Source organism: Pseudoalteromonas sp. 78C3, assembly GCF_002836695.1.
In the GTDB taxonomy this organism is placed as follows: Bacteria; Pseudomonadota; Gammaproteobacteria; order Enterobacterales; family Alteromonadaceae; genus Pseudoalteromonas; species Pseudoalteromonas arctica.
Map to the genome: position 1 here is coordinate 17,333 of NZ_PJAV01000151.1, position 16,104 is coordinate 33,436.

Below are 16,104 nucleotides of genomic sequence, written 5' to 3' on the forward strand. Positions count from 1 at the left end.
TTATTTGTGTGTTGGTGTGTCTAAGCCATTGAGTGGGTGGTTTTCGCCAAAGCGGTTAACAAAAAAGCTGTCTATTATTGTTTGTGGTACATCACTAAGTGTTTTGTATTGCCAATTAGGTGCGCCGTCTTTATCTATTAGTAGCGCCCTTACGCCTTCTTGAAATTCACCTACTTCGCCAGCGCGAACCGACATACCCAGCTCCATTTTAAAACACGCTAATAAGCTTTTGCCTTTGCTTGTTTTTAATTGTTCACTAACGAGCGCGCAGCTTAGTGGGCATCCGTGTTTAAGTGACTTTTGAGCGCGCTGTAGCCATTTATCGTCAGTAGCTAGCCCTAAAATATAATCAACTTGCTCCTGTAAGGTTTTAAACTCACCCAGCTTTTGAATTGTTTTTAGGTTAGCTTTTATATTGCCTTTTGGCATACGCGCAGATTGGTTGTCTAAATCGGTTAATAACTTAGTTAAACGCTCATGATTTAAGCTTGCGGTTTTGCCCCATTTAGCTGCTAAAATTTGCGCAAGCATGGAATCATATTTAGTGCTGTCGATAAAGTGATCGGCAAGCGATACAAAACGCGCGTCGTCGCAGTTAATTGATGCCGACGTTAGCCCTAAAAATAGCCCCACACTTTGTGGCATTTTATGTAAAAAGTAACTGCCGCCTACATCAGGGTATAAACCTATGGTTTGCTCTGGCATGGCAATGCGTGATGTTTCAGTTACAACGCGGTGGCTAGCACCGGCCATTAGCCCTAAACCGCCGCCCATTACTATGCCGTTACCCCAAACGAGGATAGGTTTATCAAAGGTATGAATAAGGTAATCAAGCTTGTACTCTAGCGTAAAAAACTCTTCAACTAAGCTTGTTGGTTTACCTTGCGCCATTGCATGATGAAGGCTTACAACATCGCCGCCTGCACAAAATGCTTTATCGCCTGCGCCTTTTAACAAGACCATAGCAATAGCATCATCGTCTTGCCAAGCTCGCAATTGCGGTTCAAGTAACTTGATCATCTCAAAATTAAGTGCATTTAAGGCTTTTGGCGCGTTGAGTGTAATAAGCCCAATTAAACTGCCGTTTTCTGCGGTTGCGGTTTCAAATACCACGGGCTCATCGGCGCTATTTAATAATGTTAAAGCACTCATTAGCGGTTTACCCAGTTAGCGCGGCGTTTTTCTAAAAAGGCATTTACGCCTTCTTGTTGATCTTCGGTATCAAATAAACCAACAAATAACTCGCGCTCAAGAGGCAATACACTTGCCATTGGTTGATGGCGCCCTTTTTGAATCAATGTTTTACATGCTGCAACTGAGGTAGGGCTTTGATCGGCCACTTGGTTGGCCAGTTTTAATGCTGCCGCAAAGCTTTCACCCTGTGGTACTACTTCTTCTACTAAGCCAATTTGCAGAGCTTTATCAGCTTTTAGGCGCTCGCCACATAAAATCATGCGTTTTGCCCAGCCTTCGCCAACTAGCCATGCTAAATTTTGTGTGCCACCCGCACACGGTAGCAACCCAACTTTAGCTTCAGGGAGCGCCATTTGTGCTTGCTCTTCCGCTATACGTACGTCGCACGCAAGGGCGACTTCTAGCCCGCCGCCCATTGCATAGCCGTTTATGGCTGCTACCGACACGCCTCTAAAATTAGTAAGCGCTTCAAATGCTTCACCAAATACACGCGACATATCGGCGGCTACGCCTTTATCGCCACCAGCAAATACGTTTAGGTCGGCACCTGCGCTAAAAAACTTCTCGCCTTCACCTGTCAGTACTAATGCATAAATATTTTTATTATTATTAAGCTCATTAACGGTATTTTTTAAATCAACTAGGGTGTCTTTTGTCCAGGTGTTTGCTGGCGGGTTAGACATCGTTAAAATAGCAACATGACCTTCGGTTGTTAGTTCAATACTCGGATTAGATTTAGATTCTGACATACATTGATCCTTATAAAACGTCGTTTGCAGACTCAGCTAAAATTCGGCGCGCTATAATCACACGCATAATTTCGTTAGTGCCTTCTAAAATTTGATGAACACGTACATCACGTACATGGCGCTCAAGCGGGTATTCTTTTATGTAACCGTAACCACCATGAATTTGCAGTGCGTCGTTACACACAGTAAAGCCAACATCGGTAGCAAAACGTTTAGCCATGGCGCAGTAAGTGGTTTTTTCAACGTCGTTATTATCAAGTTTAAATGCAGCAAGCCTAACCATTTGGCGCGCAGCTACAAGCTCGGTGTTCATATCGGCAATTTTAAATTGCAATGCTTGAAACGCAGCCAATGGTTTACCAAATTGTGTACGTTCTTTTAAATATTCACGGGCTGTATTAAGCGCCGCTTGCGCTGTACCAATTGAACATGTGGCAATGTTAATTCGACCGCCATCAAGGCCTTGCATCGCAAATTTAAAGCCTTCGCCCTCTGCGCCTAATAAGTTATGCGCAGGAATGCGTACATCTTCAAAGCTAATTAGGCGTGTAGGTTGTGCGTTCCAACCCATTTTTTCTTCGGCTTTGCCGTATTCAACGCCTTTTGCGTCGGCCGGGACTACAAATGCCGAAATACCCGCAGCGCCTTCGCCGCCTGTACGTGCCATTACCACTAATACTTCGGTTTCGCCCGCGCCCGATATAAACATTTTTGAGCCGTTAATAACGTACTCATCGCCCTCAAGCACGGCTTTTGTTTTAAGTGATGCGGCGTCTGAGCCCGAGCCTGGCTCTGTTAAACAGTAAGAGGCAAGTAACTCGCCCATTACTAATTGCTCTACGTATTTGTCTTTAACGGCATCGGTACCAAAACTTGCTACCATCCAGGTAGCCATATTATGAATGGTTAACATGGCCGTTGTTGCGGTACAACCCATAGCAAGTTGTTCAAAAATAATACTCGAATCTAAACGAGATAAACCAAGGCCGCCTGCTTCCTCTGGCGTGTATAAACCACAAAAACCAAGCTCGCCCGCTGCTTTAATCGTGTCTTTAGGAAAAATATGTTCGCGATCCCATTTTGCTGCATGGGGCGCAAGTTCTGACTCGGCAAATTGGCGTGCTGTTTGAGCAAAGGCTTGTTGATCTTCAGATAAGTTAAAGTCCATGGTAGACCTCTTTAATTATGTTAGTTGTGTTGTTAGTGTTTCCCGTCACGGGAGTAGTTTGTGACGAGCGGCGAAGGCTTATGTGTGTTGTGTGTGAAGTAGCCTTCGCGCCCATCTTTATTATTAATTATTCTTTTATTTACTCATTTTTTAATTACGATTATTTTAAGTTAATGCTCATATTTGGACCCGACGCAATGTCGTCTTCAAACCAACGTGAGGTAATCGTTTTAGTTTCTGTGTAAAAACGAATGCCTTGTTTACCGTACGTGTGTGTATCGCCGTAAAACGAGCCTTTCCAACCAGTAAACGAAAAGAACGGAAGTGGCACCGGAATTGGCACATTAATACCTACTTGGCCTACTTCAATTTCGTGTTGGAATTTACGAGCCACTGCGCCGCTTGAGGTAAATAACGAGGTACCGTTACCGTAAGGGCTGTCGTTAATAAGTGCGATTGCTTCATCAAGCGTGTCTACAAACATACACGCCAGTACTGGGCCAAATATTTCTTCTTTATATAAATCCATCTCTTTGGTTACATCGGTAAATAACGTTGGGCCAACCCAGTTACCTTGCTCATACCCTTCAACTGTAAAGTCAGAACCATCAATTAAACAAGTAGCGCCTTGCTCTTTACCACCGGCAATGAGTGATAAAATACGTGCTTTTGCTGCTTTTGATGTTTGTGGACCGTATGCTGCATTTGCATCATCCCACACGCCTGGGCGTACATTTTCAAAGCCTGCTTTAATTTCATCTATCCACTGACTTGCTTGACCTACAAATACAGCAACCGAAATACCCATACAACGCTGACCAGCAGCACCTACCGATGCGCCTACTAGGTTGTTTACAACGTGCGATTTACTTGCATCTGGCATAATAACCATGTGGTTTTTAGCGCCAACACACGCTTGCACGCGTTTAAGATTTTGTGTGCCTTTAGAATAAATATAAGCACCTACACCACACGAGCCAACAAACGAAATAGCACGCACAGCTTTATCTTCTAGTAAACGGTCTACTTGTGGTTTTGTACCGTGAACAACTTGTAATACGCCTTTTGGTGCGCCGGCTTCAATAAATAGCTCTGCTAAACGCATTGGTGTAAGTGGATCTTGCTCAGACGGTTTTAAAATGAAGGTGTTACCACACACAATAGCCAGCGGGAACATCCAAAGTGGGATCATCGCAGGGAAGTTAAACGGGGTAACACCTGCACACACGCCAAGTGGCTGCATGTAAGAATACGTATCGATTTTACGCGCTACGTTTTCCATTGTTTCACCCATCATTAATGATGGCGCGTTAGCGGCTTGTTCTACTACTTCAATACCACGCCAAACATCGCCTTTTGCATCTTCAAACGTTTTACCCAATTCGTGGCAAATAATGGTAGCAAGCTCATCGTGATGTTCTTTTAATAGCGCCGCGTACTTCATCATAATGCGAGCACGTTCAGTAATAGGTACGTCTTTCCATGTTTTAAACGTTTCAGAGGCTGAGGCAATTGCTGCATCCATTTCTGACTCGGTGGTACATGGCACTTGTGCAAGTACTTCTTGAGTTGCTGGGTTTATAACATCGATAAGCTCTTTAGACGCTGATTGAATAAATTCGCCATTAATAAGTAGTGGTACTTGGTGCATGATTAAATCCTAGTGTGTGAGTTGTGTGTTCTCTTTTAAAATTGGTAGCGCCGCTTTGTTAGTATTATGAGTGCAGCGCCTTTATAGTTATTCGTTAAAGTATTCGTCTAGCTATTCATGTAACCCTAATTAGTAAGCTTCTACGGCCATAGCAACCGCTTCACCGCCACCAATACATAAAGACGCAATGCCTTTTTTAAGGCCTCGGTTTTTAAGGGCATGAATAAGCGTTACTAAAATACGCGCGCCGCTTGCACCAATTGGATGACCCAATGCACATGCACCGCCATTCACGTTTACTTTGCTTTCATCAAGTTTTAACTCGTTAATAGCCAGCATGGTTACCATGGCAAATGCTTCGTTAATTTCCCAAAGGTCAACATCGTTTACAGCCCAGCCTGCTTTTTCAAGCACGCTGCTTATTGCACCTACTGGCGCTACAGTAAATTCACTTGGTTTTTGAGAGTGAGTACTGTGCGCCACAATTTTACAAAGCGGTGTTAACCCCAGCTCTTTTGCTTTTGATTCGCTCATTAATATAAGCGCTGCGCCACCGTCTGAAATTGACGATGAATTAGCCGCTGTAATGGTGCCGTCTTTTTTAAAGGCTGCACGCAGGCTTGGAATTTTTTCTGGGCGGGCGTTACCTGGTTGCTCGTCAATCGAAACTGTTACATCGCCTTTGCGTGTTTGCATCGTATGCGGGGCAACTTCGTTATCAAAGCTACCATTTTGTATCGCGGCTTTTGCTTTACTTAATGAGCCTAATGCAAACGCATCCATTTGCTCGCGGCCAATGCCGTATTCGTCGGCGGTGTCTTGTGCAAAACAACCCATAGCTTTGTTGTCGTATGCATCTTCAAGGCCATCGCTCATCATGTGATCTTTTATTTCGCCATGTCCCATACGCATTCCGCCACGCGCTTTTGGTATAAAGTACGGTGCGTTTGTCATGCTTTCCATGCCACCAGCAATAGCAGATTGAATAGAGCCTGCTTTAATTAAATCGTTTGCAAGCATGGCGGCTTTTAAACCAGAGCCACATACTTTATTAATTGTTGTAGCGCCAGTGCTAAGTGCAAGGCCTGCTTTTAACATTGCTTGGCGTGCAGGTGCTTGTCCAAGGCCTGCTGGTAATACACAGCCCATAATTACTTCATCTATTGCATCATTAGCTAAACCAGTTTGTGCAAGTGCACTGGCAATGGCGGTAGCGCCAAGCTCGGTAGACTGCGCATCACTTAACGCTCCCATAAAACCACCCATTGGGGTGCGTTTTGCTGCTACAATTACCACTGATTCTAAAGTCATAACTAACTCCGTTGTAATTTAATGCAAATAATTGTTAGTATATTTGCTCTATTAATTTAGTATTCATTTATTATTTAATACCTACACACAATACTAACGTTTACGCCAACGTCAACTAAAAACAGCTTAATTTTTAGTTTTATATGTGTAAGCATTATTTTCCAGCTGTTAGGCCACACTGAGGAAATAAAATTAACCTACTGAAAATTAATAAAATAAGTCAATTCTTCGCACCAACATTCCTTTATAAATAGTTTCAAACTACGCCAAGCTTTACCTTTACGTAAACTTCACTTATATTGGGGTTATTCGAATGAGGTAAATACAATTATGAAACCAGATAATCAAACAAACTTTGCAAGCTCAGCCAAAATGCCGGCTAGTAATGAACAAACATTTAGCATTAGCGAACTCGCTAAAGAATTTGACATTACAACCCGCTCCATTCGCTTTTACGAAGATCAAGGGTTAATAACCCCAGAGCGTAATGGTCAAACACGTATTTATTCAAAGCGCGACAAAGTGCGTTTAAAACTAATATTACGTGGTAAGCGCCTTGGTTTTACATTGGCCGAAACCGGTCGTTTGTTTGAACTGTACGACGCTGATAAGTCGAGCGCTAAGCAGCTGGTTACCATGCTTGATTTAATAGCCGATAAAAAGTCTGACCTATCTCAACAAATGGACGACATTAAAGTTGTTCTTATGGAGTTGGTGACGGCCGAGCGCCGCTGCAGAGACACGCTTAATAAAATAGACGAGTAAGTTTATTTTTAAAATAACAACACACTGACAACACACACGCCACACAGGAATGAATCATGAGCACTATTTCACTATATAAAGAAATGAACTTTGGCCTTGGCGAAACCGCCGATATGATCCGCGACCACGTAAACAGTTTTGCGAGTCAGGAGATTGCCCCGCTTGCTGAAAAAACTGACTTAGATAACGCTTTTCCAAATCAACTTTGGACTCAAATGGGCGAAATGGGCGTACTAGGTATGACCGTATCTGAAGAACTTGGTGGCGCCGGTTTAGGTTACTTAGAACATGTTATTGCTATGGAAGAGATTAGCCGTGCCAGTGCCTCTATAGGTTTAAGCTATGGAGCACATTCTAACCTGTGTGTTAATCAAATTAACCGTAACGGTACACAAGCTCAAAAAGAAAAATACTTACCAAAGCTTATTAGTGGCGAGCACATTGGTGCTCTTGCAATGAGCGAGCCTAATGCGGGCTCTGACGTTGTATCGATGAAACTTAAAGCCGAGAAAAAAGGCGATAAGTACATTTTAAACGGCAACAAAATGTGGATCACCAATGGCCCCGACGCACACACACTCGTTATTTACGCTAAAACAGATTTAAACGCCGGCGCTAAAGGCATTACCGCGTTTATTGTTGAGAGCAACTTTCCTGGTTTTTCTACGGCGCAAAAGCTCGACAAACTGGGCATGCGCGGCTCAAACACCTGTGAGCTGGTATTTGAAAACTGCGAAGTGCCCCAGGAAAACATTTTAGGTAACTTAAACGAAGGCGTTAAAGTACTTATGAGTGGCCTTGATTACGAACGCGTAGTACTTGCAGCAGGCCCGCTTGGCATAATGCAAGCGTGTATGGACATAGTGGTACCGTATATTCACGAGCGTAAACAGTTTGACACCCCTATTGGTCAATTTCAGTTAATTCAGGGCAAAGTAGCCGACATGTATACACAAATGAATGCTGCCCGTTCATATGTGTATACGGTAGCTCGCTCTTGTGACCGTGGCGAAACAACCCGTAAAGATGCTGCCGGTGCCATTTTATATGCAGCAGAACTTGCGACTAAAATGGCGCTTGACGCGATTCAAATTTTAGGTGGCAATGGCTACATAAACGAATACGCAACGGGTCGCCTGCTTCGTGATGCTAAATTATACGAAATTGGTGCAGGTACATCAGAAATACGCCGTATGCTTATTGGTCGCGAACTTTTCACTGAAAGCCGTTAAGGATTAAACCATGACGATTTTAAAATCGAGCGTTAACCCTCACGATCCAACGTTTGTGCAAAACCATAAAAACATGTCGGCGCTGGTGGATGATTTACGCAGTAAAGTAGCAACAATTAGCCAAGGCGGAGGCGCGGCATTAAAGGAGCGCCACGAAGGCCGTGGTAAATTATTTGTACGCGACCGTATAAGTACGTTAATTGACGAAGGCTCACCGTTTTTAGAAATTTCGCAATTTGCTGCCTTTGGTGTGTACGAACAAGCAATACCGTGCGCCGGTGTTGTAGCCGGTATAGGCCGTGTTAAAGGCATTGAATGCATGATTATTGCAAACGATGCCACGGTTAAAGGCGGTACGTATTTTCCGCTTACTGTTAAAAAGCATTTACGCGCACAAGACATAGCAGAGCGCTGCCACTTACCGTGTATTTATCTTGTAGATTCGGGCGGTGCAAACCTGCCTGAGCAAGACGATGTATTTCCGGACAAACTGCATTTTGGTCGTATTTTTTACAATCAAGCCCGTATGTCGGGTAAAGGTATTCCACAAATTGCCGTGGTAATGGGATTATGTACCGCAGGTGGTGCGTACGTACCTGCTATGGCCGATGAAAGCATTATTGTAAAAGATCAAGGCACTATATTTTTAGCAGGCCCGCCGCTTGTAAAAGCAGCAACAGGCGAAGAAGTAACAGCCGAAGAACTAGGCGGTGCCGATGTGCACTGTAAAGTGTCGGGTGTCGCCGATCACTACGCTGAAAACGATGCTCATGCGCTGTCTATTGCGCGCCAATGTATTGAGCGCATTAACTACACACGTCCGACCGCCCCTCTTCTAGAGGATGTAAAACCACCTCGTTATGATATTAACGAGCTTTACGGCATTGTAGGCACCGATCTTAAAAAGCCGTTTGATGTACGCGAAGTAATAGCGCGCACTGTAGATGACTCATCATTTGATGAATTTAAACGCTATTTTGGTGAAACGTTAGTCACCGGTTTTGCCAGCATTTATGGCAGCCCCGTTGGCATAGTGGCTAATAACGGTATTTTATTTAGTGAGTCGGCGCAAAAAGGCGCGCACTTTATTCAGCTGTGTGCTCAGCGCAATATTCCTTTAGTGTTTTTACAAAATATTACCGGCTTTATGGTGGGTAAAAAATACGAAGCCGAAGGCATTGCAAAGCACGGCGCTAAAATGGTGATGGCGGTTTCGTGTGCTGATGTGCCTAAATTTACAGTACTTATTGGCGGCTCTTACGGCGCAGGTAACTACGGAATGTGTGGCCGTGCATTTGAACCAACCATGATGTGGATGTGGCCTAATGCCCGAATTTCGGTCATGGGCGGCGAACAAGCAGCGGGTGTAATGGCGCAAGTTAAACAAGATGGTTTAGCACGCAAAGGTCAAAGCATGAGCGAGCAAGAAATCAGTGACTTTAAAAAGCCAATTATTGACCAGTACGAAGAGCAAGGTCATCCGTATTACGCCAGCGCACGCTTGTGGGATGACGGTATTATAGACCCTGCCGATACGCGTAATGTATTAGGGCTTGCGTTAACGGCTGCGAACAACGCACCAAAACGTGATTCGAAATTTGGCGTATTTAGAATGTAACCGGAGCGCAAAATGTCAGTAACACTACAAATAACAAAATCTAATGTGGCTGTACTTGTATTAAGCCGCCCAGAAAAAAGAAACGCATTTAACAGCGAAGTAATACATGAGCTGATTCAGTGTATTGAACATGCAAATACGCTTGATATTCGCGCTTTGGTTTTAAAAACAGAAGGTAAGCATTTTTCAGCCGGTGCCGATTTAGCCTGGATGAAGTCGATGGCTGATAACAGCTACGCAGATAACTTGGCTGATTCGATGCAATTGGCTAAATTAATGCAGGTGCTGGCAAACTCGCCCCACCCTACAATTTGCGCTGTGCAAGGTGCTGCTTTTGGTGGTGCACTGGGCTTAATTGCCTGTTGCGACATAGCCCTTAGTAAAGACGATGCGCAATTTTGTTTAAGCGAAGTAAAGCTTGGCCTTATTCCGGCTGTTATTAGCCCGTATGTCATTAAAGCGATTGGTGAACGCGCTGCTCGCAGGTACTTTTTAACGGCTGAAGTGTTTGATGCACATACTGCTAAGCAACTTGGTTTAATTCATCAAGTAACCGGTAATTTAGACTGTGCGCTCGATAATATGCTGCAAACACTGATTGATAACGGACCTGTTGCAGTAAAAGCCGCAAAAGCATTAATTAACGATGTAGCAAATAAACCAATAACCGATGAACTCATTGAGCTTACCGCAGAGCGTATTGCAAAAATTCGCGTATCTGAGGAAGGCCAAGAAGGGCTAACTGCTTTTTTTGATAAACGCCCACCCGCTTGGCAACTGTAGGATTGATTATGAACACACAACGATTACAAAAAATACTGATTGCCAATCGTGGAGAAATTGCGTGCCGAGTAATGCGCAGCGCAAAACAAATGGGCTTAACCACGGTCGCGGTTTATTCTGATGCAGACAAACATGCCCGGCACGTAAAAATGGCCGACGAGGCTTACCATATTGGTGCTGCGCCAAGTAAAGATTCGTATTTAGTAGCAGACAAAATTTTGCAAGTTGCCAAAGACTGCGGCGCTGATTGTATTCACCCGGGGTATGGTTTTTTATCTGAAAACAGCGAATTTGCTAAAGCCTGCGAAGCTAACAACATTGCTTTTGTAGGGCCACCAGCAAGTAGCATTGAAGCAATGGGGTCTAAAACCCGCGCTAAAGAAATAATGGCAGCTGCTAATGTGCCATTAGTACCTGGTTATTACGGCGATAAACAAGACCCTGCTTTTTTACAAAGTGAAGCTGAAAAAATTGGCTACCCTGTACTAATTAAAGCCGCCTTTGGCGGCGGCGGTAAGGGCATGCGTGTGGTTGAAAAAGCAAAAGACTTTATGAGCGCACTACAAGGTGCGCAACGTGAAGCTATTGCCGGTTTTGGTAACGATTTAGTATTGCTTGAGCGCTACGTAAACCAACCTCGCCATGTTGAAGTGCAAGTATTTGCAGATAACTACGGTAACTGTGTTTATTTAGGCGATCGTGATTGTTCTTTGCAACGTCGTCATCAAAAAGTAATTGAAGAAGCCCCTGCTCCCGGTTTATCTGACGAACTACGTAAAGAAATGGGCGAAGCGGCTGTACGTTGTGCACTGGCTATAAATTATAGAGGCGCAGGTACGGTTGAGTTTTTACTGTGTGGCGATGAATTTTTCTTTATGGAAATGAATACGCGCCTTCAAGTAGAACACCCAGTAACCGAAATGGTAACCGGTGTAGATTTAGTCAATTGGCAAATTAATATTGCGGGTGGGCAAACACTGCCACTGACACAAAGTGATATTCAATTGCAGGGTCATAGCTTTGAAGCGCGTATATACGCAGAAGATCCAGCTAACGACTTTATCCCGTGTTCGGGTACTATTGAAGCGTTACATACACCGCTTAACAGCGAATTTGTACGCATTGATACAGGCATTGCACAAGGCGACGAAATTAGCCCGTTTTACGATCCGATGATTGCAAAACTTATTGTGCACGACGACAATCGCGAACAAGCACTGAGCCGTTTACAACACGCTCTTGAGCAATTTCATTTAGCAGGTTTTAGCACTAACATTGGCTTTTTACATAACTTAGCAAGCCACCCTACCTTTAAACAAGGTGCGCCAAGTACACACTTTATTGCAGAGCAAGGCGACTCGTTAGTTGCGGTTGATAAATCGTTATTACAAGCAAGCCAACTTATTGGTGCTTTTGCATATTTAGAATCGTTAACTAACACCCAAAATGCGCCAAACAGTGCAAGCCCGTGGCAACAACTAAGCGGTTTTACACTCAATGCTCCGCAAGCAATTAAAGTTCCTTTTGCTGATTTACAGCTAAGCGCTATAAAAACGTCAGCGGGCTATAGTATTACGCATAACGAGCACGTATTTAACCTACAAGGCACATTAAATAACAATCTTTGCAGTGTATTTATTAACGGCGAAAAACATACCGCGCATGTAAATACTGTTGGCAATAGTACCGTGAGCAATAGTACTGTTGGCAATATTGTCACTGTTATGAATAAAGCACTGCAAACTAAGCTTGAACTAGTTGATAAACATTATATTAGTTCGCACGAAAGCGAAGCACTGCCACTTGCCGCGCCGCTTAATGGCACGGTAGTAAAGCATTTAATCGACATTGGTAGCACAATCACCAAAGGCGATGCGGTTGTTATTATCGAAGCCATGAAAATGGAATACACGCTTAACGCACCACACGACGGCATTTTAAAAAGCTACTGTTTTGGTGAAGGCGAATTAGTAACGCATGGCGCTCTGCTTGCGATAGTAGAAGATACAACTGAGGAAGGTGCATAATGAGTGCCTTTGCAAATAAAGTACGTATTGTTGAAGTTGGCGCGCGAGACGGCCTACAAAACGAAAAAACAGTAAGCACAGCCGATAAAGTAGCGCTTATTAACGCCCTAAGTGCCGCAGGTTTAAAAGATATTGAAGCTGGCGCGTTTGTCTCCCCTAAATGGGTGCCACAAATGGCAGACTCAGCTGATGTAATATCAGCGCTAGATTTACCTGACGTAAATTTAAGTGCCCTTACACCTAACTTAAAAGGTGCACAAGCAGCGCATGCTGTTGGCATTAAAGAGTTTGCTATATTTACCGCTGCGAGTGAGTCGTTTTGTCAAAAAAACATAAACTGCTCAATAGATGAGAGTATTGAACGCTTTAGCGAAGTAATGGCGTTTGCTAAAGCGAATAATATCCGCGTACGTGGTTATGTAAGCTGTGTGCTAGGTTGCCCTTATGAGGGTGAAATTAACCCGCAAGCAGTACTTAGTGTATCGCAAAAGCTGTTAGATTTAGGATGTTACGAAGTAAGTCTTGGCGATACCATTGGTGTTGGCACCGCTAAAAAAGTAACGCAATTAATCGAGTTACTTTTAACGCACATTGATAAAGCCAAGTTGGCCGTGCATTTTCATGATACTTACGGTCAAGCGCTTACAAATATTTACGCAGCCTTAAGCCTAGGTATAGCAACGGTTGACGCGGCAGTTGCAGGCCTTGGTGGCTGTCCTTATGCTAAGGGTGCGTCAGGAAATGTTGCCACCGAAGATGTAGTTTACTTGCTGCAAGGGCTTGGCATTGAACACGGAATTGATTTACAAAGGTTAAGTGACGCTGGCTGGGAGATAACCAAAGCACTTGGTAAGCAACCTGTGAGCAAAGTATCTGTGGCACTGCACACTAAATAGCTATCTTATAAAATGATGATTCAAGATAGTTAACAACAAATAGCACACAATGAGGAGAGACTCATGGCCGGTTTTGATAAGGTAGTTTCTAGTTACGAAGCTGCAATGGAAGGATTAAAAGACGGCGATACCATTATTGCCGGAGGTTTTGGTTTATGTGGTATTCCAGAGGGCTTAATTAAACAAATTAAGCACATGCAAACAAAAGACTTAACCGTGGTATCTAATAACTGTGGTGTTGATGACTTTGGTTTAGGTATTTTATTACAAGACAAACAAATTAAAAAAGTGATTGCGTCATACGTTGGCGAAAACGCCCTATTCGAGCAGCAGTTATTGAGTGGCGAAATTGATGTAGAGCTTACACCTCAAGGTACACTTGCTGAAAAAATGCGTGCTGGTGGCGCGGGTATACCTGCGTTTTACACCGCTACTGGTTACGGTACTCCTGTGGCTGAAGGCAAAGACGTAAAAGAATTTAATGGTCGCCCGTATATTTTAGAAGAGTCTATAACAGGTGAATTTGCCATAGTAAAAGCATGGAAAGCCGATCGTTACGGTAATTTAGTGTTTAGACACACCGCCATGAACTTTAATCCAATGGCAGCAACGGCTGGCAAAATTACCGTTGCCGAAGTAGAAGAAATTGTAGAGCCGGGTGAGCTTGAACCAAGCCAAATTCATACACCGGGTATTTTTGTAAATCGCGTTATTAAAGGCAACTTTGAAAAACGCATTGAACGTGTAACAACACGAGATTAAGCAGGAGCATAATTATGGCATTATCACGTGAACAAGTTGCAATGCGCGTTGCACAAGAACTTCAAGACGGTTACTACGTAAATTTGGGCATAGGAATTCCGACACTCGTCGCAAACTATGTACCGGATGATATTGAAGTTATGTTACAGTCCGAAAATGGCCTTTTAGGCATGGGTCCGTACCCTACTAAAGCAGAGCTAGATGCCGATATGATTAACGCGGGTAAAGAAACCGTGACAGCAGCTAAAGGTGCAGCCATATTTAATAGTGCAGATAGTTTTGCCATGATACGGGGTGGTCATGTAGACTTAACTGTTCTGGGTGCATTTGAAGTTGACCAGAACGGCAACATCGCATCGTGGATGATCCCTAAAAAGCTGATTAAAGGCATGGGTGGCGCGATGGATTTAGTCGCTGGCGCGAAAAATATTATTGTTACTATGACCCATGCAAGTAAGCATGGTGACTCTAAACTATTAGAGTCCTGCTCTTTACCGCTTACTGGCGTTAATTGCGTAAAAAAAATAGTAACAGATTTAGCCGTATTAGAAGTTAAAGACGGCGCATTTCATTTATTAGAACGCGCTCCGGGCGTTACTGTTGATGAAATCATTAGTAAAACAGCAGGTAAATTACTTGTTGACGGTGAAGTACCAGAAATGGTTTTTTAGGTTTTAGCTTAAAAATAACGCTTTCCCCTGTACCGACCTCATTCCCAGTGCCAATGGCGCTGAGTTACCCAAAATCCCTCTCACGAGGGATTTTTTTTATCTTTTGCCATTATTTTTACCGTCATTCATACATCTGTAGTAAATTTTATCTATAATACAAATATAAATTAAATGTAAGCGCTTAGATTCTTTGCACTATTTTGTGGATAGTCTGCACCCTTTTTGTGAACTAGCGTTAAATTTATTTTTAACCTACTGATATTTAAATATTAAATAGTTGGTTCAAATTTTGCCTAAGTAAGGCGTCTCAATAAATTAAATAATTCTGGAAAACATGCAAACTCCTATTCGTGGCCTTCGCTCTTTTTGCTTTGCCGCAAGAAGCCTAAGTTTTAAGCATGCAGCTAATGAGCTGTACTTAACGCCGTCTGCGGTAAGCCATCAAATAAAACAACTTGAAGAACAACTTGGTATTGAACTTTTTCAACGTAAAACGCGTTCAATTAGCTTAACCACAGCGGGTAAAAACTTTTTTGATGCTGTGTCTCCTATCATCACAATGTTAGAGGGCACCATTAACGAGTTTAGTCAGATGCAGCAAAATACAAATTTGACAATTACGTTGCCTGAGTTTTTTGCCAGCGAGCTACTCATGCCTAAATTAAGTGAGTGGACGTCAGAGCACCCTAATATAAACCTGCAAATGGATACGCTTAAAACACGCAAAGAATTAACGCGCCATAGCGATTTATCTATTGTATTGTCCTCAGGTAAACCTACTGAAGGATTAGCGACTGAGTTGTTTAACCTTGAATATATTCCTGCATGTAATAAAAAATTGCTCGACCAATGGAGGGACGATCATCGTCAAGCGCTTAACCAAGTTCCGCTGATCCTCCACAAAGCTCGCCCTTGGGCATGGCACCAGTGGGCCGAAAAAGCGGGGATTGATGACTTTTCTCCTTCGCAGATTATTCAAATAGATAGCATGTTTGGTGTAGCGCGTGCAGCGCAGCAAGGCATGGGCATTGCGCTTATCCCACTGCCTATTAGTCAAAGCTGGTTAGATGAGCAATGGCTGTACAAATTATTCGAACAGCCTTTAACAACTAAAGATAAATACTATTTAGTACAGCACGAATCAAGCACGCCTAATCACCCGCTTGATTTATTTGCGAAGTGGGTTGTAAATACGTTTAGAAAAATCCAAGAATAATCCCCTATTAGACGAGTTCAGTAATACAACCCACTCTGTGTTTTATTACTGAACTCGTCTA

At 43.2% G+C, this 16,104-nt stretch carries 14 protein-coding genes; 9 read left to right on the forward strand and 5 right to left on the reverse strand.

Going from position 1 to position 16,104, the window contains the following annotated elements; genetic code table 11:
• The 5 genes from CXF76_RS12955 to CXF76_RS12975 form a co-directional block, all read right to left on the reverse strand.
• A complete protein-coding gene (locus CXF76_RS12955; protein ID WP_101163875.1) occupies nt 1-1,152 on the reverse strand; it encodes an enoyl-CoA hydratase/isomerase family protein in 1,152 nt (383 codons plus the stop codon).
• Entirely contained in the window at nt 1,152-1,943 is a 792-nt protein-coding gene (locus CXF76_RS12960; protein WP_101163876.1) for an enoyl-CoA hydratase, read from the reverse strand. Before CXF76_RS12960 ends, CXF76_RS12955 begins: the two co-directional genes overlap by 1 nt.
• 10 nt (nt 1,944-1,953) lie before the next feature.
• Entirely contained in the window at nt 1,954-3,111 is a 1,158-nt protein-coding gene (locus tag CXF76_RS12965) for an acyl-CoA dehydrogenase family protein (RefSeq protein ID WP_101163877.1), read from the reverse strand.
• 160 nt (nt 3,112-3,271) lie between these two features.
• Nucleotides 3,272-4,762, reverse strand: coding sequence for a CoA-acylating methylmalonate-semialdehyde dehydrogenase (locus CXF76_RS12970; protein WP_101163878.1), 1,491 nt, complete (start codon nt 4,760-4,762; stop codon nt 3,272-3,274).
• Between the two features lie 129 nt (nt 4,763-4,891).
• Nucleotides 4,892-6,073: a thiolase family protein gene (locus CXF76_RS12975; RefSeq protein ID WP_101163879.1), complete on the reverse strand. Its 1,182-nt coding sequence runs from the start codon at nt 6,071-6,073 to the stop codon at nt 4,892-4,894.
• A gap of 330 nt (nt 6,074-6,403) precedes the next feature.
• Here CXF76_RS12975 and CXF76_RS12980 point away from each other — a divergent pair, with 330 nt between their 5' ends.
• From CXF76_RS12980 to CXF76_RS13020, 9 genes are all read left to right on the forward strand, one after another.
• Nucleotides 6,404-6,838 carry a MerR family transcriptional regulator gene (locus CXF76_RS12980; RefSeq protein ID WP_007580242.1) on the forward strand — a complete coding sequence of 145 codons (435 nt, stop codon included), beginning with the start codon at nt 6,404-6,406 and terminating at the stop codon, nt 6,836-6,838.
• Nucleotides 6,839-6,894: 56 nt separating this feature from the next.
• A complete protein-coding gene (locus tag CXF76_RS12985; protein ID WP_101163880.1) occupies nt 6,895-8,070 on the forward strand; it encodes an isovaleryl-CoA dehydrogenase in 1,176 nt (391 codons plus the stop codon).
• A 10-nt stretch (nt 8,071-8,080) separates the two neighbouring features.
• On the forward strand, nt 8,081-9,688 hold the full coding sequence (locus CXF76_RS12990; protein ID WP_101163881.1) for a carboxyl transferase domain-containing protein: 1,608 nt from the start codon (nt 8,081-8,083) through the stop codon (nt 9,686-9,688).
• Nucleotides 9,689-9,700: 12 nt separating this feature from the next.
• Complete coding sequence (locus CXF76_RS12995; RefSeq protein WP_024590169.1) at nt 9,701-10,471, forward strand: enoyl-CoA hydratase/isomerase family protein; 771 nt, start codon at nt 9,701-9,703, stop codon at nt 10,469-10,471.
• An 8-nt stretch (nt 10,472-10,479) separates the two neighbouring features.
• The gene (locus CXF76_RS13000) at nt 10,480-12,498 is read left to right on the forward strand and encodes an acetyl/propionyl/methylcrotonyl-CoA carboxylase subunit alpha (protein WP_101163882.1); all 2,019 of its coding nucleotides are present in this window, start codon (nt 10,480-10,482) and stop codon (nt 12,496-12,498) included.
• On the forward strand, nt 12,498-13,394 hold the full coding sequence (locus CXF76_RS13005; protein WP_101163883.1) for a hydroxymethylglutaryl-CoA lyase: 897 nt from the start codon (nt 12,498-12,500) through the stop codon (nt 13,392-13,394). Before CXF76_RS13000 ends, CXF76_RS13005 begins: the two co-directional genes overlap by 1 nt.
• A gap of 63 nt (nt 13,395-13,457) precedes the next feature.
• Nucleotides 13,458-14,156 carry a CoA transferase subunit A gene (locus CXF76_RS13010; RefSeq protein ID WP_101163884.1) on the forward strand — a complete coding sequence of 233 codons (699 nt, stop codon included), beginning with the start codon at nt 13,458-13,460 and terminating at the stop codon, nt 14,154-14,156.
• 14 nt (nt 14,157-14,170) lie between these two features.
• A complete protein-coding gene (locus CXF76_RS13015; protein WP_077537942.1) occupies nt 14,171-14,827 on the forward strand; it encodes a CoA transferase subunit B in 657 nt (218 codons plus the stop codon).
• A gap of 334 nt (nt 14,828-15,161) precedes the next feature.
• The gene (locus CXF76_RS13020) at nt 15,162-16,043 is read left to right on the forward strand and encodes a LysR family transcriptional regulator (protein WP_024590165.1); all 882 of its coding nucleotides are present in this window, start codon (nt 15,162-15,164) and stop codon (nt 16,041-16,043) included.
• Nucleotides 16,044-16,104: the final 61 nt, after the last annotated feature.